This window comes from Echinicola strongylocentroti, from assembly GCF_003260975.1.
GTDB lineage: Bacteria > Bacteroidota > Bacteroidia > Cytophagales > Cyclobacteriaceae > Echinicola > Echinicola strongylocentroti.
Window position 1 is genome coordinate 1,921,517 of the sequence record NZ_CP030041.1, and the last position, 23,137, is coordinate 1,944,653.

Below are 23,137 nucleotides of genomic sequence, written 5' to 3' on the forward strand. Positions count from 1 at the left end.
ATGATTGATTTTAATGAAAGATACTCCGAACTCCTCTTCAGAAACCGAAGATAAATTATTTCCCCCAAAAATAACACTCCAAGTAAAAGGAAAGCTCATTCAATTGGATGATCCCTGCGTAATGGGCATTCTCAACGTGACTCCTGATTCATTTTTTGCCGCCAGCAGAGTTACGGACAATGGCTCCCTACTTATCGATCAAGCCGAAAACATGATCCGAGAAGGAGCGGCCATACTTGACCTAGGAGGATACAGCAGCCGACCAGGTGCTGCCAATGTAAGCACCGAAGATGAAATACAACGCATCATTCCAGCAGTAAAACGACTAAAAAAGCACTTCCCTGACACCTTGCTTTCTATCGACACGTTCAGACACGAAGTAGCCAAGGAGGCATTTGCAGAAGGTGCTGACATCATCAATGATATTTCAGGTGGAGAACTGGACAGTGCCATGATCCCTACTGTCGGAAAGCTCAATATCCCTTATATCTGTATGCACATGAGGGGAAACCCTGAAACCATGCAGGCCCAAACTGAGTATAATGACATAGAAAGAGAAATTTTATTTTTTTTTAACGAAAAATTGAACCAATGTCATAAAGCTGGCATTAAAGATGTAATAATAGACCCAGGATTTGGCTTTGCTAAAACTTTAGCGCAAAATTATAGGATTCTTAAAAATTTATCTTATTTTAAGACTATAAAAAGCCCTATATTAGCTGGTGTCTCCAGAAAATCTATGATTTACAAAACTTTGGGCGTATCGCCCGAGGAGGCACTCAACGGGACAACGGCCCTCAATATGGCCGCACTCCTTAATGGAGCAAAAATATTAAGAGTACACGACGTAAAAGAAGCTAGTGAAACCATAAAATTATATAAACAACTTTACCCTTGAATCTACTTTTCAAAATAGGATTTTTAGACATTTCCATCGTCAATATTATAGATATCACCTTGGTGAGCATCCTGATTTATCAGGTCTATAAATTGATGCGTGGCAGTGTGGCCATAAAAATCTTTCTAGGGTTCTTGTCCATTTACTTGGTCTACTTGGTGGTCAATGCTGCCAGAATGGAGCTGCTTTCCAGCATATTGGGCCAGTTTATGGGAGTAGGTGTTATTGCGGCGATCATTCTCTTTGCTCCTGAAATCCGAAAGTTCCTTTTGATTATCGGCAGAAGTTCTATCCTATCCAATGAAAACGTCCTTCAAGAGCTCCTTTTTTGGAGAAAAAAGGAAACCAACGCCTTCAATATCACACCGATTATCGAAGCCTGTAAATCCCTCTCCGGAACCAGCACGGGAGCGCTTATGGTTATTTCCAGAAATACCGAACTAAAATTTTACGCTGAAAGCGGAGACCTCATAGATGCCATTGTTTCCAAAAGGCTTCTCATCAGCATCTTCAACAAGTACAGTCCACTCCACGACGGGGCAGTCATCTTATACAATGGTAAGGTAAAAGCAGCACGATGCATCTTACCCGTGACCGAAAAGGAAGTGCCTGCCAAATTTGGTCTGCGCCACCGTGCCGCAATAGGCATGTCCGAGGCCACCGACACGCTGGTATTGATCGTATCGGAAGAAACCGGCCAGGTATCCATGGCCAAAAATGGCAACATCCTCCACAACCTCTCCTTCCAAGAGGTACGTGAAATGCTTAATAATTACCTTACAGGAGTGGATATTGATGAAAAATTTGAACTGATCAATTCCTTCGAAAACAAAAAATTCAAACAACGACCAGCTGAAGCGTAAGGCGAAACTATCATCCGTACCATGACACCGAACCATGGTACGGATGATCCCACAGGCACTAAAGCCATTAAAAACTTGCTAATGCCCTCTTCAGATCACACCTAATTCCTTGCCTACTTCAGTAAAGGCATCAATGGCAGCATCCAAGTGCTCCCTATCGTGGGCAGCAGAAATCTGCACACGGATCCTTGCCTGGCCTTTTGGCACCACAGGAAAGTAAAAACCTATAACATACACCCCTCGCTCAAGTAGCTTCTCTGCCATTTGCTGGGACAGCACTGCATCATATAGCATGATCGGAACGATCGGGTGGACACCGGGCTTAATGTCAAATCCGGCTTCGGTCATTTTCTCCCTGAAATAAGTGGTATTCTCCTCTAGCTTATCCCGAAGTTCGGTGGTTTCTGATAATAGATCAAAAACTGCAATAGAGGCACCTGTAATGGCAGGAGCAAGGGTATTGGAGAAAAGATATGGTCGTGAACGCTGACGCAGAATATCTATAATTTCCTTTCTTCCGGAGGTGAACCCTCCTGAGGCACCTCCAAGTGCTTTTCCTAAGGTACCGGTAATAATATCCATTTTGCCCATCACGCCTTTCAACTCGTGTACACCGCGGCCAGTCTTTCCGATAAACCCTGTCGAATGACATTCATCGGACATCACCAAAGCACCATACTTCTCTGCTAATTCTACAATTTTATCCATTTGGGCGATGGTACCATCCATGGAAAAAGCCCCATCCGTTACAATGATTTTTTGCTTGGCCCCTTTTTCATTGGCGTCTTTCAGCTGAGCTTCCAAGTCCTCCATATCATTGTGCTTGTAGCGGAACCTCATTGCTTTGCAAAGGCGCACGCCGTCAATGATAGAAGCGTGGTTTAGGGCATCAGAGATAATCGCATCTTCAGCCCCCAATATAGGCTCAAAAACACCTCCGTTGGCATCAAAAGCTGCCGCGTAAAGGATCGTATCTTCTGTGCCCAAAAATTCGCTAATCTTCTTTTCCAACTCCTTATGGATATCTTGGGTCCCACATATAAACCTAACCGACGACATTCCGTAGCCGTGTGTATCTATCGCCTTCTTGGCTGCATCAATTACCTTGGGATGACTGGACAGCCCCAGGTAGTTATTGGCGCAAAAATTCAAGACCTTTTTCCCTCCCTCGGTGGTAATTTCTGCAGCTTGGGGGGAAGTTATGACACGCTCAGTTTTATATAAACCCGCATCACTTATTTCTTTCAATTCCTTTTCCAACTTTGGTTTTAAACTTTCGTACATGATATATTTGGATTTAATTTTGTATTATTGTAACTGAAAAACTTTCATATAAAAGTAGTTTAAAATATTTACAATCGGTAAAATTGAATTTATTAATTTTACGTAAGATCGGACTGTACTTTAAGCCACGTAAAGAGAGCCTAGAATACGTAAAAATCAGTTTCTGGCCACAGAAGAAAGGTTAACGTCTATTCCGAAGCAATATAAACCCTAAACATAAAAAAGCCCTTGTCTCCACAAGGACAAGGCTTATAGAGATTATGGAAACAATTCTTATCACTGGAGCCGCAGGACAACTAGGCTCCGAACTGACTTTGGCACTTGCCAACATGTATGGAGGTGATCGCATCATTGCCACAGACATCAATGAAGCCTCTTCCTATAAATTTGACTATTGCCGCTTTATGCCACTGGACGTTATGGACAAAGGCAGGATAGCAGATATTGTCAAAACCGAAAAAGTAACACAAATCTACCATTTGGCAGCCATCCTTTCGGCCACCAGTGAGAAGAATCCGCTTTTTGCCTGGGACCTGAACATGGAAAGCCTCCTATCCATTCTGGAAATAGCCAAAGAGGAAAAGCTCAACAAGATTTACTGGCCATCATCGATTGCTGTTTTTGGCCCGAATACACCGATGCAGAACACTCCTCAAGACTGCATTATGGACCCAAACACCGTTTACGGCATCTCCAAACAAGCCGGAGAAAGATGGTGTGCTTACTATTTTGAAAAATATGGCGTAGACGTCAGGAGCTTACGTTACCCGGGCCTTATTGGCTATAAGTCCATGCCTGGTGGTGGCACAACCGATTACGCAGTGGACATCTTCCATAAAGCCATCTATGGCGAGCACTTTGAGTGTTTTCTGAAAGAAGACACTTACCTGCCCATGATGTATATGGACGATGCTATCAAGGCCACCCTTGACCTCATGCATGCACCAGCAGACCAAATCAGCATACGCTCTAGTTACAACCTCGGAGGAATTAGCTTTTCTCCTAAGGACATCTATGAATGTGTCAAACAACACTACCCGGACTTTACCATCTCCTATAGTCCTGATTTTAGGCAACAAATTGCGGACACATGGCCTGACAGTATTGATGACAGTGCTGCCCATAATGACTGGGGCTGGCAACATTCCTTTGGATTGGAAGAAATGACTAAAGATATTTTGGCTAACTTACCGGCTTATTTGGTAAACCTAAAATAAAGTATAAATGAAAAAGCTACTGCCCTACTTTTTTTTATTGGGAACTGCGATGAGCTGTGATGAGCCTGCCCAAGAAACCACCAACGAGAACGTGGTATCAGAAAGCGCTGCATCACCAGCAGATAAAGTTCTTCAAAAAGGAAGCTCTACATGGTTCACCTACGAAGGCACTGTGCCTTGTGCTGACTGTAGTGGGATCAAGACTACCTTGCAGCTGGAAAACCGTCCTGAAAAAGAAGCCAGAGAATACAAACTCACTGAAGTGTACCTCGGCACTCCTGATGGAGATCGCTCATTCGAGTCGGCAGGGCTTTACGAAGTCACTTATGGAACGGATGGAAATCCAGGAGCCATGGTTATCACTTTGCTGGACGATCAAGGTAATCCTACCAAACATTTTCTTCAGGAACGTGACGCCAAAAAATTCACTCTGCTGGACAAAAACAAAAATAAAATAGCAACCGACCTGGATTATTCATTGACCATAAAGTAATGGTTGGCTACACGTATCGCAATCAGCCTCAGTGGGCCCATTGGACAAAAAATAAGCCTGAATAAATCAGGCTTATTTTTTGTCCAAAATGATCTCTTTCTGAAATCCTAAAACCACCTCTCCATCTGGATACACCATTACTGGCCTTTTGATCATGCTACTATTCTCCACCAATATCGGTAGAGCGGTAGCCTCTTCATCCATTTTTATTTTCTCATCATCCGACAGCTTTCTATAAGTAGTCCCTCTTTTGTTCACCAATTTGTCCAAAGGCACTTTTTCCAAGAAGCTCTCCAAAAGTGATTGTGTAGGAGGCGTTTTCTTATAGTCCACAAAATGGTAGGCAATGCCTTCTTCCTCCAGCAGGTTGAAGGTCTTTTTCATGGTATCGCAGTTTTTGATACCATAGACACTGAGCGTTGTTCCCATATTATTTTGAATCTGTTGATTTGCCAACAAAGCTAATTTTTCTGGCGATTGCTAGCCAATAATCAGGAAAAAATCTCCCCCGGATTCCTTCCGAAACTTTCTCCATTTACTATCTGGACTACCCAATTGCCAGTCACATCCTGGGCATTGTGATTTGTTCACCTTACTCCCTTGCCCCTAATATAAAAGGCCGCCCGTAAGAGCAGCCTTTTATATTTTACAAAATTTCTTTTAATGCGCCCTCATTGGCATCAATGATCTGGGCAATATGTTCTTCGGTCAACGCCGTACTCAAAAAGAGGCTTTCGAACTGCGATGGAGGAAGATAAACCCCTCGTTTTAGCATGGCTTGGAAATACTTACCAAACAGGGCTGTATCTGAAGACATTGCGGTTTCGAAATCAGTTACTTTCTCAGAGGTAAAAAACAGACTGTACATACTCCCAAGATGTGTCGTCGAATAGTCCAGCCCCATCTTTTGTAAAGTAGCTCTTACACCTGCAACCAATTTCCCACCGGTTTTTTCCAATCCATCATAGATTTCAGGGTGCTTGTAAAGGTAATTTAACATAGCCATTCCAGCTGCCATGGCCACAGGATTACCTGACAATGTTCCTGCTTGGTACACCGGTCCTACAGGAGAGACATAGTCCATGATTTCTTTTTTTCCACCATAAGCCCCCACGGGCATACCACCGCCAATGATTTTTCCCATTGTGGTCAAGTCCGGCGTGACACCGAAGACCTCTTGGGCGCCCCCTTGCGCTAGTCGGAAGCCAGTCATCACCTCATCAAAAATCAACACGATCCCTTCTTCATCACACAACTTTCTTAATCCTTCCAGAAAACCCTCCTCGGGCAATACCAACCCCATATTTCCGGGTACTGGTTCTAGGATAATGGCCGCTATTTCGTCTTTGTTGGCATCTACCAGCTCCTTCACGGCTACAAGGTCATTGTAAGGAGCCAGAAGGGTGTCTTTAGCAGTTCCTGTGGTCACTCCGGGCGAATTGGGCTCACCCATGGTAATAGCCCCTGAACCCGCTGCTATCAAAAATGAATCTCCATGACCATGATAATTCCCCGAAAACTTAATGAACTTATCTCGTCCAGTATACCCTCTGGCCAGTCTTATAGCTGACATCGTGGCCTCTGTGCCACTATTCACCATTCTCACCTTTTCTACAGAAGGGACCATCTTGGTGATGATTTCAGCAATATCTACTTCTTTAGCAGTAGGGGTGCCAAAGGATGTCCCCATCTCGACGGCCTTAATAACAGCCTCCTTGATCTCCGGATGGTTATGCCCCAAGATCATTGGCCCCCAACTGTTGATCAATTCAATGTAGCGGTTATCATCTTCATCGTACAGATAGGCGCCCTCTGCTCTTTTGATAAACAACGGATCTCCTCCCACGGCCTTAAAAGCCCTTACAGGAGAATTGACTCCTCCGGGAATAAAATTCTGTGCATTGGAAAAAAGCGCTTTACTATTCTTGATGTCCATTAATACAAATTATTTGATTTCTTCTATTTTACCTTCATTAAGCTTTAGCACTGGCACGTATTGATTGGACTGACTATTCCTGAAGTCCAATCCAAAACCCAAACCGGATTTCACCTCTCCTTGTCGATCGAGGTTTTTTCCAAAATCAAATCCCTTTCTGGAATTGACCGTTCCTGCCACCCAGTTCATCAGGTCAAACCCAATATAAGCATTGGCCCCTGGGTAACTACTGTACTTTTCGAAAAAACGAAACCTAAAATCTTCAGTTATTTCCTTGCCAAAGTTCACGGTATTGTTCCCGATATAATTCAAGTCCGTACCATCCAGCATCTCAAAGTTTGCAAAATTAAAATATAGCCAACTGTCCAAGACAAAGACGGGTGTGCTCGTACTGAGCGACTCCATTAAGGACAAGGTAGGTGAGGCGATATAGGGATCATCGGAAAATATCACAATCTGGTCAGCTCTTGACGTCTCACCAGGTTTCAACCCTACATTGGAAAGAAAATCCCTGATACTATTGGAACCAACTTTCTCATTGAACACCACCCTATATCCTCTCTTGGAAGCCTCAGCCGCAAACTGTCTGGCCATTAGCTCATCACGTGAGGAACCGCTATACGCCAAGGCAATTCGATTTCCGGTCACATGCCGCCGACTATAATCCAGCAACTTCTCCACTATCACTTCCGTAGATGGCCTAAAGAGGTATGCATACTTGGTATCGCCAAAATTCTCCTTGATATTGGAAAGGGGATTGATAAATGGGATCTGGTGTTTATCGGCAAAATCGGCCACCAAGGCTGTTTCTTCGGGATAGATCGGACCGACGATCACATCAGCCATTCTAAAATAAGGATCCGAAAGTATCTTCTTCACCACCCCATCATTTCTTTCCGTATCAAATGTCTTCACATTAATGGCCGCTCCACTTCGTTCTGCGTCCTTGATAGCCATGTCCAAACCTTGGTAGAGTTCAAAAACAAAATTCCCTCCTTCTAGATTGTTCACTCCGCTTCCCCCTTGGTAATTAAACGGAAGGATGATGGCTACATCCAACACATCATTCTCCACCTTTTCCATGCTTCCTCCTGTGCCTTCTTGGCCCTCCAAGTTCATACTTTCTAGTTCTGATAGCAGCTTTTTTTCATTGGAAGTGAGCGAAGATTGCTGTAGCAATTTTTCTTTGAGGGCTAGATCATAGCCTTTATTGGCTTTGAAAGAGGTATAGTGAGCCACCAAGAGACTGACTGTAGCATTATTGCTCAGGTAGTCATAGCTTGCTCTATACCCCTCTTCACGCAGCGACTCCCTTTTGATCTTACCGATCGCATTCAGTCCATCATAAGCCTGGTTAAGGGCAAATTCGGTCGTGCCCAAAAGATACAATGCTTCGTCTTCCTGCTCCCAATTGTAATCGGTCACTAGCTGCTCCAATGTTGCTTTGGCCAGCTGGTACTGCTTATTTTTGAAGGCCGCTCGTGCAAAATGAAAATGAGCGTAGAGTGACAGCTTCCCGTAATTAGTATAGTCCAAATAAGGCCGAAGCTGGTCCAAGGCCTCAGCAGGCTGTCCACTGTCAATCAACCGCACTGCCGAACGGTAACCTGTCCCTGTCTCCTGTGCTTTTAACGACCCGATACACATCAAGGCAAGCAGTAAAAGAATGTTTATTTTTTTCATGGGTAAATTAACTTACGATGATTCCTGAAGACATTAGCCAATGATCACCCGAACAGCTGAATGCTACCTTGGGTGATCGAAGAAGTGAACCCTCCAAAAACAACTAATGCCCGCCTACGGCTAAGCTCAAATTTTATACCTATCTCAGACGGATTACGAATTTAAGTGATTTTGATACAAAACCACACAAAAAAAGCCTGATTTACACCAGGCTTTATGCTTTATTCCCACTCGATGGTCGCGGGCGGCTTAGAGCTGATGTCATACACCACTCTATTGACTCCTTTTACCTTATTGATAATTTCATTGGATATTTTTCCCAAAAACTCGTAGGGCAAGTGCACCCAGTCAGCAGTCATGCCATCCACAGAAGTCACTGCTCTCAGCGCCACCACTTGCTCATAGGTCCGCTCATCACCCATCACACCTACAGACTGGACCGGCAGCAGTATCGCTCCCGCTTGCCAAACCTCATCATAGAGTTTGTCGTCTTTCAGTCCTTGGATAAAGATATGATCCACTTCCTGTAGAATGGCCACCTTATCTGGGGTAACGTCTCCCAAAATCCGTATCGCCAATCCTGGCCCAGGGAATGGATGCCTTCCAATGATATTCTCAGGAATCTGCAATGCACGGCCAACTTCTCTCACCCCGTCCTTAAACAAGGTATTCAGCGGCTCCACCACTTTTAGTTTCATAAAATCAGGCAATCCCCCCACATTATGGTGGGACTTGATCGTGGCAGAAGGCCCATTCACAGAAACGGATTCGATGACATCTGGATAGATCGTCCCCTGGCCGAGCCATTTTACACCTTGTATCTTATGCGCCTCGTCGTCAAACACTTCGATAAACGTATTTCCGATCGCCTTTCTTTTTTCCTCAGGGTCACTTTTGCCAGACAAAGCATCATAAAAACGCTGCTTCGAATCCACACCGATCACATTCAGTCCTAGATGTTTGTAAGAATCAAGGACTTCTTCATATTCATTCTTCCGCAATAGACCATTGTCCACAAACACACAGGTCAGGTTATCCCCGATGGCCCTGTGGATCAGGGTGGCCGCTACCGAAGAGTCCACCCCTCCAGACAGTCCCATGACCACCTTATCCTTGCCAATCTTCTCCTTCAGCTCATCGATCGTGGCATCTATAAACACATCCGAAGTCCAATCTTGACTACATGCACAAATCTGCACGACGAAGTTTCTCAGCACATTTTTGCCCTCTTCGGAATGGGTCACTTCTGGGTGAAACTGGATACCAAAGGTCTGCTCTTCAGGCACCTTAAATGCCGCCACCTTTACAGAAGCGGTACTGGAAATCACTTCCCAGCCATCCGGAAGGTCCTTGATCGTATCACCATGCGACATCCACACTTGGGAGCCATGGGAGACTTCATGAAACAAATCATTGTGCTTGTCGATAAAATTCAGGTTGGCCCGGCCGTATTCCCTAATTTCGGAAGGCGCCACATTGCCGCCATACTTCTGGGCGAGCAATTGGGATCCGTAGCAAACGCCCAAAAGGGGCAATTTACCTCTGAACTGCTCAAGGTCTACATCTGGAGAGCCTTCATCCCTCACCGAGCAGGGGCTGCCCGATAGGATCACGCCTTTGATGTCGGGTGTGATTTCTGGGATGTTATTATAAGGGTGGATTTCACAGTACACATCGAGTTCTCTTACTCTTCTGGCAATAAGCTGTGTGTACTGGGATCCAAAGTCTAGGATAAGTATCTGTTCTGCCATGCGCAAAGGTAATCACACTTCCATTAACGGAAAAGCCGGAACTGAAAATTTCGAAATTTTATTTGGAAAAAAAATATCACCCTGTGATTTCTCTCAGGGTGATATTCCAAATTCTATTTAGCAAGCTAAAAGATATAAAGCCTAACTATTTTTTTATATCCTCACGCCAGTGTTCCCTCCACCTTCAAGGGTAATACTCACCGGTGCATTGGTTTTCCAAGAACCTCCGGTAAAGTCTGGTACATCGATAGAAGTAGCCTTATTGGCGACAGACCATTCGGACAAGGGAGAAAAAGCACTCCAAAGCGCCGCATCATATACATCCTGATCCAATGGCAAGCCATTCCTCAAGCAATCTACCAGTCTCCAGGTCATCATAAAGTCCATGCCACCGTGTCCACCGATCTTCTTGGCCATTTCGCCGACTTTCTTGGTGATCTCCGGGGTATATTTCTCTTCCAATTCAGTCATCTGCTCATCAGAGAACCAACGGTGACCCGTCGCCACACCTTGCTTAGGCCACTTTCTGGCGATGCCTTTGGTACCGCTCACCAAGTGGATCCTTGAGTAAGGCCTTGGGGAAGTCACATCGTGCTGGATCATGATAGACTTGCCTTTTTTGGTTTTCACCATGGTAGTGTTCATGTTACCACGGAATTGCATATTGGCATAAGAAGCAAAGAAATCATCCTCCTCTGCCAGTTCTTGGGCGTGTTGCTGCATCATGAAGTCATTACTGGACAGTGAGGTCAGGTAATCCATTTGATCGCCCCTGTTGATGTCCATGATTTGGCAAATTGGGCCTAAGCCGTGTGTCGCATAAAGGTTGCCGTTTCTGTAGGCATTTTCCTTAAGCCTCCACATGTCTTCGTAACCGCCGTCTTTCTTGAAGTTCAGCCCCAGCAGATCGTGCAGATAAGCACCTTCTCCGTGGATCACATCTCCAAAGAAGCCATCTCTGGCCATATTGAGCGTCATCATTTCGAAGAAATCGTAGCAGCAATTCTCCATCATCATGCAGTGCTTTTTGGTACGTTCGGAGGTCTCCACCAGCTCCCAGCACTCCTCTAGCGTCTTGGCAGCAGGCACCTCGATAGCCACGTGCTTGTCTGATTCCATCGCATACACGGCCATCGGCACGTGCCATTCCCAAGGGGTGAGGATAAAAACAATGTCCAGGTCATCACGGTCTACCATCTTCTTCCAAGCATAGGCAGAACCAGAATAGGTGTCAGGGTCATGAGGAGAATCCTTCAGCATTTCCTTTACCTTGTCCACTTTCTCCGGCACCAAGTCACAAATGGCCTTGATCTCTACGCCTTTTATTTTACTCATCCGCTCCACATGACCAGGGCCACGCATTCCCAGGCCAATAAAACCTGCTCGTACCGTGTCCAGTTTTGGGGCACCGTAGCCCGACATATTGAACCGCTGGTTATTCTTTCTTTTGCTCTGTCTCAACACTTCGTCCAACTGTGGCTGGGTAAACCCGCTCATGCCAGCTCCTACCAACCCCATACCTGCAAGCCCGGATAGCTTAAGAAAATCTCTTCTATTATTGCTCATAATAATGACTTTTTTGGTTAGTGTAAATATAAATTTTCCAAAACAGCTTCGTTCAGGTCGTCATTCAAAACCATAAACCCTGGCCGCATTGGTATAGAATAGTTTCTGTAATACTTCTTCAGGCAAATTTAAGCCCCGAAACTTACCGGAAAACTCGGGTGCTTCCAGCTCCTTATCGGTAGCAAAGAAGTCCCAGTGAAAATTCCACAATTGCTCAAACCGGTCCGCCACTCCCTGATCACCAAAAGAACCGTCATCGATCACATCGGTACCGTACATGATCCTGTCCTGGTACTTGATGATGAAATCCCGTACATCCTCCCAGCGATCTTTGGCCTGTAACTGCAAATGGCAAACCCTCTCGGCCACATCGGTCAGAAGATTCGGATAGTTATCCAGTCTTGTGGCTACTTCATCGATACTCCATTCCATGCTCAGCAAATGTAAGCCTACGAATTGAAGTTTTGGATGGCGCTCCAAAATCCTATCCCGTGCATCCATTTGCTCCTGATACGAAGGATACTCCGGGTGCAGGTACATATGGTATTCGGGATGGCCACTAAAGTAATTTCGGTCAGAATCTACGGTCATTTCTTCCAAAGGAAGCCAGCAGTTTTTTGGCTCCCCCTGATGCCCGATCAGCAAGATGTCATTTTGTTCAAGATAATCCAGAATGGGTTTGACCCGCTCATCATCTATCATGATAAACTGACCTTGGCTGTCCTTCAGGTCCATGCCAATATTCTTCCATATCTTCACGCCTGAAGCCCCTATTTCCAAGCCACGCTTTATCTGTTCAATGGCTTTATTTGCCCAACCTTGCTCATTTATCCCTTCAGTAGAAAAGGACGTTACGAATTTTATACGGTTGGGATATTGGCTATCCAGCTGTTTGAGCACCTCTTGCTGTCCCTCAATGGAATCAAAAAAAGGTATCTCTGTATTGATCGAAAGAAAGGAAGCGCCATACTCCAGCGCTTTCTCCATTTTTTCGATAGAATGGGTGTTTAAATGTACGTGTGCGTCTATAAATGGACGAATCATTTTTTGTCATTTTTCATTATATCCAACTTATAACTCACCAAGTCGGTCACTTCTTTGGTGGCTTTTGGGAAGACTTTTCGGAGGTCGATTTCCTCATTTTTAAGGAGCAATTCTTGCAAAGTCTTCATGAATATATTTTTGATTTCTGTAGCCAAGTTGACTTTGCAGATACCTCGGCTGATTGCTTCTCGCAACTGCTCTTCAGGAACTCCTGAGCTGCCATGGAGCACCAAGGTCGCAGGAGTCACAGCAGCTATTTCACTTAACAAATCAAACTGCAATTTAGGCTCTTGTTTATAAAACCCATGTGCCGTACCAATGGAAATTGCCAATGCATCTACTTGAGTCTCCTCCACGAAAGTCTTGGCCTCCTCGGCTGTGGTGAATCCCTGATGCTCGTGGGACTGTCCCAGCTTGGCCACATAGCCCAATTCAGCCTCCACGTTTGCCCCATATTTGTGTGCTCTTTTTACCACTTCTTGGGTGATCTTTACGTTTTCTTCAAAAGGCAGCTCACTCCCATCGATCATCACGGAGTCAAATCCAGCGTCCAAGCACGCCTGTGCCAAATCCACGCTTCCTCCATGATCCAGGTGGATCCAGCCTTCCACGCCATATTCCTCCAATGCTGCACGCCCCATGGACACTGCGGTATGGAGCCCCATATAGTCGATCGAGCTTTGGGTCAATTGCAAAATGACGGGCTCATTCAAGGCTGATGCCGCATTCAACACCCCTTGAAGGGTTTCTAAGTTATAGAAATTGGTGGCCAGCAGTCCACGCTTCTGTTCGGTAAGTTCCTGTAATTTTTGCTTTAACTTCATGACTATGATTAGATTTCTTGATCAAATTGGGACTTGGCCCGTTGTTTTACAGCATCCAGTGAGACAAAAGCTCCTGTACCACCTGCTGCCGTTGTATTAAGCGCCCCTGTGAGATTGGCAAAGCGAAGGCATGCTTCCCAATCGGCCCCTTGGAGATATTTACAAATAAACCCTGCATTAAAGCTGTCTCCCGCACCAATGGCATCCACAAACCGGTCGTTCACAAAGGCCTTCACCTCCGTGACATGACCTTTTTCGTACACCAGACCACCTTTCATGCCCATTTTCAAGGCCACTGTATTGACATAAGGTGTTACCTCTTCAAGGGCTTCTTCTACCGATTCTTTTCCGGTTAGGGACAATAATTCAGCTTCGTTTGGCAGGAAGATATCCACATAAGGGAGGCACTTTTTATAGTCAAAACCCCAGTGGTCATCAGGGTCCACCTGCAAGTCCAGCGAGGTAGTCATCCCTGACTGTTTTGCTCGCTGAAAAATGGCGGTAATATCTTCTTGGATTCCTTTCTGGAGAAAATAATTGGAAAGATGAAAATGTTTGAATTCTCCTGCTTTTTCCCAAGGAATATCATTTATGGTCAATGCTTCCATTGCCCCACAATAGGTGACATTTGCACGGTCCTGATCATAATTCATGACCACTGTAAGGCCGGTCTTTAACTCATCAGAAGAGGAGATATAGGAAGTATCCACCTGCTTTTTGTCCAACGTCTCCCGCACCATCTCTCCAAAATCATCCTTCCCTACCTTGCCACAAAAAGCCGTCTCCACTCCCAATGTGGCAATATTTGAAGCAAAAATTGCCGATGAACTCCCCAACACCACATCCATCTTTTGGGCCACCTTTTCGCTGCCCATTTCAGGAAATCCTTGAATTTGGTTTAGAATCAAATCAATATTCAACTCACCGACAACTAGCAAATCCCTTTTATGCATAAGTCAATTCTTTAGTAATTATCTGAGGGAGCAATCGCTCCACATCGGCTTTATAAATCATCCCTAGATCTTCTCTAAGGCAATTGGCAGCACCAAAAGCAGCACCATATCTTGCGATTTCCTCTACTGACAGTCCCTTGCTGACTCCCAAGGCCACTCCTGCAGTCAGGCAATCACCGCATCCTACAGTACTGATCACTTTGTCTACTGTAACATTGGCGTGGATCAATTTACCCAGATAACTGAGAAACAACCCTTCTTTGCCCTTTGTCAATGCGATCAAGTCCACTTTTTCATGCAGCTTCCGCATGGCGGCATGTACATCTGAAGTACCACAAAACTGCAATGCTTCGTGCTCATTGAGGTGAAGCCCAAACACTCCCTCCTCGATCGCATGGCCCAGCTGCTCTCCACTACAATCCAACATGACCTTTTTCCCATTGGAGTTCGCTAGAGAGATAAGTTTTCTATATGCTGTGGCTTCGGATCCTTTTGGCCAAGACCCCGACATCACAACCATGCTTGCTTGACCCAGTTCTTGCATGAAGATGGACGTCAAGTCATCAAAATGCTCCGCAGTCATTTCCGGACCTGGCTCCATCATTTCCGTATTATGTAGAGAAGGATTGTCCGAAAGGAACGTATAACATTTCCTGTTTTCTCCCGGAAGTTTGGGGCCGACAGTGGACAGTCCTTTTTCCTCGCAGGCCGCCTTTATCCATTTTCCTGAATGCCCTGCCCAAGCGGCCAACAATCTGGAGGCATCACCCCATTCCTTGATTGCCATCGCCACATGCACGCCTTTCCCTCCTGGAAACTCGCGCTGCCACGAAACCCTGTTCGCTTGGCCAAACTTAAAATCTGGGAGCTGGGCATATGTATCGATCGAAGGGTTGGGACAGACAGATAGGATCATTTTATTTTTCTTTGTTATAAATAACCACTCCTTGCACCACTCTGCTGATGGCTCCACTTACAGAAGGATTGTCCGGTTTAAGCCCCAATTGTAGGCATTTGTAAAAGCCCAATAGTTGCCCCATCATCGTAGCAGGAAGCACATTAAAAACGGCCACCTCTCCCTTTCCTACAGCGGGAACATCCATGACCGAATGATACCCCTCCGTTTGCTCTGCAGCAAAGCTAATGGTTTTTATACCTCTCTTATCTTGACCAATGCTCGTCGCCAAATCCGTTTCGTAACGGACCACATGAGGATCTTTGGAGAATAAGTAAACAACAATAGCATCTTCATTGGCTACTGCACGAGGGCCATGCCTAAAGCCCAGAAAAGAATCGTGCTTGCATACTACCTGTCCATCGGTCAACTCCTGCAATTTCAGGTGACATTCCCGCGCAATTCCCAACATAGGACCTGAGCCCAAGAAAATCACCCTTTCAAAATCCAGTTTTGCCAACTCTTCAAACTCCTCAAGCTTTGAGGTCAGGATATTTGTGGCCGTCTGGACAGCATCATCAAAATCCGCCTTCAGTTCCTCCAACTGGTCGATACCGGCTACCAATAAAACCGCCAGCAACATGGAAGTAAAACTTCCCGTCATGGCAAGGCTATTATCATTTGCGCTTTCAGGCAATACCAACGCATAGCAATTCCCCTCGCAATCATTGGCATAAGCGGCTAGTTGCCCATCAGGGTTACAAGTGATGATCAAGTGATAAATCTCACCACAGTACTCATCAGCCAGCTTAACGGTCTCTACACTTTCTGGGCTATTTCCAGAACGGGCAAAAGACACCAACACCGTTGGCGCATCTTCAAGAAAAAACAACGCTGGATGGGTTACCAGGTCAGTTGTGGCAATTGCCTGAGTGTGAACACCGGTAAATTGCTGCACCACTCCCTGGGCAGACTCGCCTATAAAAGCAGAAGACCCAGCTCCTGTAAGAATAAGCCTAGCATTCTTTTTTGCTAAAATCGGAGCCAAAAAAGTCTGGATGTCGGTCTTTTCACTTTCAATTTGCGCAAACACTTGTCGCCATAGTTCGGGTTGTCCCGCGATCTCCTTGGCTGTGTGGAATGCACCCACCTCTTCGGCTTTGTCTCCATCCAAGGTCAAATAAGTCGTTTGTATCATATCTTATAGTAAAATAGTCCTTTTCATCTTGTATTTGAAACCATCCCACCCAAAACAAGGCGTAATCAACTTTCGTTTCACATACACATCAAATTAAACGAAATAAAATGAAACAAAAAAACTTCAATTTATTTTTATTCAATAAAATACAGGATCTGATTATTCTATTCGAAAATTCCACACCCTGCCTTGCATAAACGAAAAATAAACCAATCATATTCCCCTCAGTACAAATTTAACATATACTAACTTCCTCCTAACAATAGCTTAACACTACTCCAGTGAACCTATAGCTACTACATCTCAACATCAACATCCGCCCTTAAACCTTCATATTCTTTCGACATCTCCTACACCCTTGATCATGGAGCCAATATTTTTTAATCAACTTAGGCCTGATTAACCTGAGTTCGCCTCATAGAATAGCACGAAAATATCATTACAGGCTTTCCTAAAGCAGGCTAGCCCACTTTGGGACAGGTCGTGCGCAGAAAAAGGGCACGGCAGTCCCGTCATACAGTGACTGCCCCGAGTCAAATAAACCCGGAATATGCATTAGCCTATCTGTTGCGACCTTAAACTGCTTCAAAATCAGCCGTTTCACTTTAGTTTTCGGCATAACCGTAGCGGTGCTACGCTAATGCCTCCAAACTAACTGATTTTCTTGCAATTTCAGCTCTCACTACGATTCCTAACGCATAATCCGGGATCAATGCCGTTTAGTAAAGGGGGTTTCCTTCTTTTCATATACCTAAAAGTCCTTTTTTTGATTGACTTTGGCTGGGGAAACCTGATCATCTTGGTGGATTTTATCCTTTTCCTTTTTTCCATTGATGAAAAAAGAAAGAAAAAAATCTAGGCCGGTGGTATGCCTTTTAAAATGGAACATGGATTTACCCTGCGACCGAGATCCGTCACCCATTTTAATTTCCACCCGATGGCTACGACCTAAAAGTGAGTGGGTCTCGCTGTTCCACGACGCGAGCCAACTCCCTTTCTTAACGGCCTCCACCATCGGCTGGAAAACAGGCTTACCAAGGACCGTAATAAGGAAGCGATACCTTTTTTGGCTCAGGGGGGCTTATAGTTCTCGCTCAACTTGGTTACTTAAGAAAATATACCACTACATGGAATAATGATGATAATTTATCCATAAGAAACTTATTAATCGGATCCGCCTTGCAGGTATTGGGCGTTAAGAAATTAAAAAGCGGGTGGGCAAAAAGGCAGGCTTGTTTGACGAAATGCTGCCCAAAAAGAATGTTGGCAGCTCAAGAAGGTTTACCTGGCTTTAGATAGGCCTGCTTGGCTTTAGACAGGAGGAGTTTGCCTGCATGAGGGAAGGTTTTAATTTTAGGCCAATAGATGCACAGCGGCGGTTTTTTTTGGTTACTTTTTTGACCTGAAGCAAAAAAGTAACAAAGGTAAAGGGATGAAAACCATCTTGGAATTTAGCAGAAAAATAATAGAACCAATATTTCCAAATACACACTAACTAAACGGCATTGATTCCGGGATAAAAAAACCGGGGAAATCATCATCTCCCCGGTTGAGTATCACCGCTCGCATCGTGTAGAAAAACTAACAGTTGCTTCCTAAACCATGGCTTCGCTTTTTGGTCTGGCACTTGAAGCTATTCGATATACTTAAAGTTATAATCCGGATCAAGGTCCTCCAAAAAGCCAGTAATCAGGTCAATCACACTATCAATGTCTTTTTTACTTGCAGTTTCTACAGTCGTGTGCATGTATTTTAAAGGCAGCGAAATCAGTGCAGATGGTACCCCGTCATTAGAATAAGCAAAAGCGTCCGTGTCAGTCCCCGTACCTCTAGAGGCTGCGGCCCGTTGAAAAGGAAGCTTTCTTTGCTGGGCAGAATGTATGATCAAGTCCAATAACTTTTTGTGCACTGAAGCACCATAAGTGAGCACGGGTCCTTCTCCGGCAACCTGCTCTCCACTGTTGATTTTACTGTACATAGGTGCAGTGGTGTCGTGACAGACATCCGTAATTACAGCCACATTGGGCTTTATCTTCGCTGCAATCATCTGAGCCCCACGTAAACCAATCTCTTCTTGGACAGCATTGACTACATATAGGCCAAAAGGAAGCTTTTTGCCAGCATCATGCAGTTTCTTCAGCACTTGGGCAATCATGTATCCCCCTACCCTATTGTCCAAAGCTCTGCCAGCATAAAATTTGCCATTCAGGTCCAACAGTTCATCTTTGAATGTAACCACGCAACCAACATGAATCCCCATTTTTTCTAATTCCTCCTTCGACCGAGCCCCTACGTCGATAAAGATATTTTCGAGGGAAGGTTTGTCCTCCTTGTCTCCTTTCCTTACATGGATCGCGGGCCATCCGAAAACTCCTGGAATGATTTTTTCATCAGTATGGATATTCACCCGCATCGATGGGGCGATCATATGATCAGAGCCCCCGTTTCGACGTACATAGATATAGCCTTCCGGCGTAATGTAGTTTACAAACCAGCTGATCTCATCAGCATGTGCTTCGATAACCACCTTAAATGGGGCATCAGGATTGAGCACTCCCACAGCAGTCCCATAACTATCTGTAAAATACTGGTCCACGTAGGGCTTGATATAATCCAACCATATCTGCTGACCAGACGCCTCAAAGCCCGTCGGCGATGCATTATTAAGGTATTTGTAAAGAAACTTCTCGTTTTCTTGCATGAATTAGTTATTTAGTTATTAAGCTAGTAGGTTATTAGTTAGTACTCCTAATCCTACCTATCTGTTTTATTTTGATAGCTTGTTTTGGCTTTTGAAAGATAAGATATTAAGTATATCCGCAATGACACCAGTAGTAAATAAATAGCTTATCACAGAAACCACGGAAATCGCAGAAAAGCCTTATTTCATTCTGGATGTTCTGTGCGTTCCGTGAGCAATAAAATCTACTAGCAAGAACGCGAATAATCAAACAAGATATATCCATTCCACAACCTAAGACGATGATTATACAATAACGCATCCTCCACAACAACTCAACAACAAAGCTTTCTTATTAACCTAATCTACAGAGGGATATTCCCGTGTTTCTTCCTTGGGAGGTTATCCACCTTGTTTTGAAGCATTTTGAAGCCTGAGATGAGTTTTTCCCTTGTTTGGGAAGGAAGGATCACTTCATCGATATATCCTCGGTGGGCGGCTTTGTAGGGATTGGCAAATTTCTTGGTGTACTGATCGATTTTCTCTTGCAGCTTTTCCTCAGGATCTTCTGCCTGGGCAATTTCCTTTTTGAAAATAATTTCTGCTGCACCCTTTGCTCCCATTACCGCTATCTCTGCTGTGGGCCACGCAAAATTCAGGTCCGCACCAATGTGCTTGGAATTCATCACATCGTAGGCTCCTCCATAGGCTTTGCGGGTAATCACCGTTATTCTGGGCACAGTGGCCTCGGAAAAGGCATAAAGAAGCTTGGCACCGTTGGTAATGATGCCGTTCCATTCCTGATCTGTCCCAGGCAAAAAACCAGGCACATCCACCAAGACCAACAGGGGGATATTAAAACAATCACAAAACCGCACAAAGCGAGCTGCTTTTATAGAAGCGTCATTATCAAGTACACCCGCAAGTGACTGGGGTTGATTTCCCACCACACCAATACTTCTTCCAGCTATCCGAGCAAAGCCCACCACCATATTATCCGCAAAGTTTTTGTGCACCTCCAAGAAGGATTCCTCATCCACTATCCCACCCACCACCTTGCGCATGTCATAAGGGTGATTGGGGTTTTCCGGAACAACTTTATTTAGCACTTCCCTTGATTCATCCTCTAGCGATTCATACGGATAGGACGGAGCATCGTCCTCACAATTCTGGGGAATATAGCTAAGGATATCTTTTATGGTCTTGAGACATTCCACTTCATTTTGACAAGCAAAGTGGGTGACCCCACTTTTGGTGCTATGTGTACTCGCCCCTCCCAATTCTTCTGAACTGACATGCTCTTGGGTGACGGTCTTAACGACATTAGGCCCTGTAACGAACATATAACTGGTTTCTTCCACCATTAGGATAAAATCCGTAATGGCTGGCGAATAGACTGCTCCTCCGGCACAAGGCCCCATAATGGCCGACAATTGAGGGACCACTCCTGAAGCCCTTGTATTACGGTAAAAAATATCCGCGTATCCCCCAAGGGAATTGACACCTTCTTGGATCCTCGCCCCCCCTGAGTCATTCAAGCCAATGACAGGGGCACCATTTTTCAGGGCCATGTCCAATATTTTGCAGATTTTTTCAGCGTGAGTTTCAGATAGCGAACCACCGAAGACAGTGAAATCCTGAGAATATACATACACCAGCCTGCCATTTACCTCTCCATACCCCGTGATCACGCCATCACCAAGGTAATACTCCTTGTCCAAACCAAAGTCCTTGCAACGGTGCATTTTAAATTTATCGATCTCCTGAAAAGTACCTTCATCTATGAGCAAATGGATTCGCTCCCTTGCCGACAATTTACCTTTCTGGTGCTGTACGGCTATTCGGTCTTTTCCCCCTCCCTGCAAGGCCTCCTCATTCTTTTTCTTTAAAAGCTCCAGTTTCTCTTTGTTTCCTGGCAATGTATATACTCCTTTGGTCGAACTTTTCATAAAATCACTGTCTTGGGTTCTGGATACAATATAACGAACTGTTTTTAAGGAGAGAAATATTTTAATAACAGCCCAGGGCAAACGCATTTAGTATTAATTTCGTGTAGGGCGGCTATCATCCGTGCCGCTGGCACTCCTTCTGAAGGCTGATGAGTGCTTAAGCTCCTGCGGATGAATCCGCAGGTTACAAAATTTATCGTGCCGCTGGCACTTTGCCCCGATTTGTACATTGGAAACCGCAGTAGCTCTTACCGAATGGCAGGATGGGCTGAAAGAATGATTACACAAAAGGGTAAGTTCCTTAGAAACGGCAGATATAAATTCAAATAGGAACTTTTTTTTAAATGCCTTTGCCCTGCCTAGCACCGCTACGGTGACAGCAAAAACTAAAGTAAAGCGGCTGATTTTGTCCACCGCGCAGATCAGGTCGCCATACTTGTGCGCCCTGGCGTAGATAGGCTAATGCATATTCCGGGTTCAAAATAAAACTCGTTTTTAAGATGCTCGCTACGTTCCGCCAATTGTTGCAAAGGTCCCATCTAAAAGTACTGGGTAAATTGATTACGGAATTCCCCTATTGTGCACCATGTACCTACTGTCGTTATCAAATAAGGTAGCTACTTTATGTTACTCTTTTCCGATGTCTTAAAATTCAGGTTTAACTCTACGCAGAGCTACGCAATGTTACGTATTTGAGATCACCTTTATATTAATCTATCAATTATCTTAAAGCATTTTAAATAAACTTTTTATATTCGCACAACTAAAAATTGGGGCTACATGAGACATGAGAAGGCAGCCATTATTGACATGGGGACCAATACATTTCATTTGCTATTGGTAGATCTTAACGAGGAGGGATTTGAAATACTCTACAAGGAAAAAATCCCTGTGAAAATCGGCCAAAAAGGAATCAGTAAAAATGAAATACACCCTGATGCCCAAAAAAGGGCAATGCATACGCTTGGCCATTTCCGTAATTTGATCAATGGTGAAAAAATAGAAAACATTTACGCCTTTGCCACCAGCGCTGTACGGAATGCCCATAACGGGATGGAACTGGTACAGGAAATCAAAAACGAATTCAATATCGAGGTAAATGTGATCGATGGGGAGCAGGAAGCCCAGCTTATCTATGAAGGCATACGATTTAGCGGATCACTCGTCGAGCAAAATAGCCTGATGATGGACATTGGCGGTGGCTCAGTAGAATTCATCATTGGCAGCAACCACGAAGCCATCTGGAAGCAAAGCTTCGAAATTGGCGGCCAGCGGATGCTGGATCTCTTCCACTACCATGACCCCATTCTTCCCGATGAAATCGATAAGCTCAAGGCTTACCTTTCGGACAGGCTCGAGCCACTGATCAAGGCGCTCGAACAGTACCGTCCCAAAAGACTGGTAGGAGCCTCGGGTACTTTCGACACCCTCACGGACATGTACTATGCTACAGCTCAACTGACCAAAACCAAGTCCCAAACGGTCTTCCATCTACCAAGAAAAGAGTTTGCGCAACTCGCACAAAAAATCGTCACACTTAACAAGGAACAACGGCTCAACCTCCCTGGCATGATCCCCATGCGCGTGGATATGATTGTGGTTGCATCCTGCCTGATTGAATTTATCCTCCAATACGTGGACGCTGATGAACTGATCTGCTCCAACTATGCGTTAAAGGAAGGAGTCATCTCAAAAATCCTGAAAAAAGAATCCATTATCCCCTGCATGGGAATAGAAAAACCTTAAACCAACAGGGCTTGTCTCCTAAATAGACCAAACCGCCAAGGCAGCTATCGGGGCTGGAACTCCCGCTCCAACGTGGCAGATAAATATCCTCGATGTACGCCCGTGTAATCCATAGGGGAATTGTCCCCAACACTATCGGTACGATCGCAATAGCGAA

19 protein-coding genes are annotated in these 23,137 nt (G+C 44.8%); 5 read left to right on the top strand and 14 right to left on the bottom strand.

What is annotated here, in order from left to right; genetic code table 11:
- Positions 1 to 13: 13 nt before the first annotated feature.
- Together folP and cdaA are read left to right on the top strand one after the other, a co-directional pair.
- Positions 14 to 898 (top strand): dihydropteroate synthase, encoded by an 885-nt coding sequence (folP, locus tag DN752_RS07255; RefSeq protein WP_112783330.1) that lies wholly within the window; start codon positions 14 to 16, stop codon positions 896 to 898.
- On the top strand, positions 895 to 1,761 hold the full coding sequence (gene cdaA, locus DN752_RS07260) for a diadenylate cyclase CdaA (RefSeq protein ID WP_112783331.1): 867 nt from the start codon (positions 895 to 897) through the stop codon (positions 1,759 to 1,761). Before folP ends, cdaA begins: the two co-directional genes overlap by 4 nt.
- Before the next feature lie 90 nt (positions 1,762 to 1,851).
- Here the strand turns inward: cdaA and kbl are convergent, their stop codons facing one another.
- On the bottom strand, positions 1,852 to 3,045 hold the full coding sequence (gene kbl, locus DN752_RS07265) for a glycine C-acetyltransferase (RefSeq protein ID WP_112783332.1): 1,194 nt from the start codon (positions 3,043 to 3,045) through the stop codon (positions 1,852 to 1,854).
- Positions 3,046 to 3,305: 260 nt separating this feature from the next.
- Here kbl and DN752_RS07270 point away from each other — a divergent pair, with 260 nt between their 5' ends.
- Together DN752_RS07270 and DN752_RS07275 are read left to right on the top strand one after the other, a co-directional pair.
- Entirely contained in the window at positions 3,306 to 4,262 is a 957-nt protein-coding gene (locus DN752_RS07270; RefSeq protein WP_112783333.1) for an NAD-dependent epimerase/dehydratase family protein, read from the top strand.
- Between the two features lie 7 nt (positions 4,263 to 4,269).
- Positions 4,270 to 4,755, top strand: coding sequence for a copper resistance protein NlpE (locus tag DN752_RS07275; RefSeq protein WP_112783334.1), 486 nt, complete (start codon positions 4,270 to 4,272; stop codon positions 4,753 to 4,755).
- A gap of 72 nt (positions 4,756 to 4,827) precedes the next feature.
- Here DN752_RS07275 and DN752_RS07280 read toward each other — a convergent pair whose 3' ends face one another.
- The 13 genes from DN752_RS07280 to DN752_RS07335 all read right to left on the bottom strand — a co-directional run bounded on the left by DN752_RS07280 (position 4,828) and on the right by DN752_RS07335 (position 21,234).
- The gene (locus tag DN752_RS07280) at positions 4,828 to 5,184 is read right to left on the bottom strand and encodes a Spx/MgsR family RNA polymerase-binding regulatory protein (protein WP_112783335.1); all 357 of its coding nucleotides are present in this window, start codon (positions 5,182 to 5,184) and stop codon (positions 4,828 to 4,830) included.
- A gap of 217 nt (positions 5,185 to 5,401) precedes the next feature.
- On the bottom strand, positions 5,402 to 6,691 hold the full coding sequence (hemL, locus tag DN752_RS07285) for a glutamate-1-semialdehyde 2,1-aminomutase (protein WP_112783336.1): 1,290 nt from the start codon (positions 6,689 to 6,691) through the stop codon (positions 5,402 to 5,404).
- A 9-nt stretch (positions 6,692 to 6,700) separates the two neighbouring features.
- Positions 6,701 to 8,374 (bottom strand): ABC transporter substrate-binding protein, encoded by a 1,674-nt coding sequence (locus DN752_RS07290; RefSeq protein ID WP_112783337.1) that lies wholly within the window; start codon positions 8,372 to 8,374, stop codon positions 6,701 to 6,703.
- Between the two features lie 221 nt (positions 8,375 to 8,595).
- Positions 8,596 to 10,125 carry a glutamine-hydrolyzing GMP synthase gene (gene guaA, locus DN752_RS07295; protein WP_112783338.1) on the bottom strand — a complete coding sequence of 510 codons (1,530 nt, stop codon included), beginning with the start codon at positions 10,123 to 10,125 and terminating at the stop codon, positions 8,596 to 8,598.
- A gap of 153 nt (positions 10,126 to 10,278) precedes the next feature.
- On the bottom strand, positions 10,279 to 11,691 hold the full coding sequence (locus tag DN752_RS07300) for a Gfo/Idh/MocA family protein (RefSeq protein ID WP_112783339.1): 1,413 nt from the start codon (positions 11,689 to 11,691) through the stop codon (positions 10,279 to 10,281).
- A gap of 60 nt (positions 11,692 to 11,751) precedes the next feature.
- Positions 11,752 to 12,735, bottom strand: coding sequence for an amidohydrolase family protein (locus tag DN752_RS07305; RefSeq protein WP_112783340.1), 984 nt, complete (start codon positions 12,733 to 12,735; stop codon positions 11,752 to 11,754).
- Entirely contained in the window at positions 12,732 to 13,559 is an 828-nt protein-coding gene (locus tag DN752_RS07310) for a class II fructose-bisphosphate aldolase (protein WP_112783341.1), read from the bottom strand. The genes DN752_RS07305 and DN752_RS07310 overlap by 4 nt, the downstream gene beginning before the upstream one ends.
- An 8-nt stretch (positions 13,560 to 13,567) precedes the next feature.
- Entirely contained in the window at positions 13,568 to 14,512 is a 945-nt protein-coding gene (locus DN752_RS07315; protein ID WP_112783342.1) for a carbohydrate kinase family protein, read from the bottom strand.
- On the bottom strand, positions 14,505 to 15,428 hold the full coding sequence (locus tag DN752_RS07320; RefSeq protein WP_112783343.1) for a 1-phosphofructokinase family hexose kinase: 924 nt from the start codon (positions 15,426 to 15,428) through the stop codon (positions 14,505 to 14,507). Before DN752_RS07320 ends, DN752_RS07315 begins: the two co-directional genes overlap by 8 nt.
- A 1-nt stretch (position 15,429) precedes the next feature.
- On the bottom strand, positions 15,430 to 16,605 hold the full coding sequence (locus DN752_RS07325) for an SIS domain-containing protein (protein WP_112783344.1): 1,176 nt from the start codon (positions 16,603 to 16,605) through the stop codon (positions 15,430 to 15,432).
- A 751-nt stretch (positions 16,606 to 17,356) separates the two neighbouring features.
- Complete coding sequence (locus tag DN752_RS24415; RefSeq protein ID WP_162633150.1) at positions 17,357 to 17,620, bottom strand: hypothetical protein; 264 nt, start codon at positions 17,618 to 17,620, stop codon at positions 17,357 to 17,359.
- 618 nt (positions 17,621 to 18,238) lie between these two features.
- Entirely contained in the window at positions 18,239 to 19,306 is a 1,068-nt protein-coding gene (locus tag DN752_RS07330; RefSeq protein WP_112783345.1) for a M20/M25/M40 family metallo-hydrolase, read from the bottom strand.
- A gap of 344 nt (positions 19,307 to 19,650) precedes the next feature.
- The gene (locus DN752_RS07335) at positions 19,651 to 21,234 is read right to left on the bottom strand and encodes an acyl-CoA carboxylase subunit beta (RefSeq protein WP_112783346.1); all 1,584 of its coding nucleotides are present in this window, start codon (positions 21,232 to 21,234) and stop codon (positions 19,651 to 19,653) included.
- A gap of 780 nt (positions 21,235 to 22,014) precedes the next feature.
- Here DN752_RS07335 and DN752_RS07345 point away from each other — a divergent pair.
- On the top strand, positions 22,015 to 22,980 hold the full coding sequence (locus tag DN752_RS07345) for a Ppx/GppA phosphatase family protein (protein WP_112783348.1): 966 nt from the start codon (positions 22,015 to 22,017) through the stop codon (positions 22,978 to 22,980).
- The last annotated feature ends 157 nt before the right edge of the window (positions 22,981 to 23,137 follow it).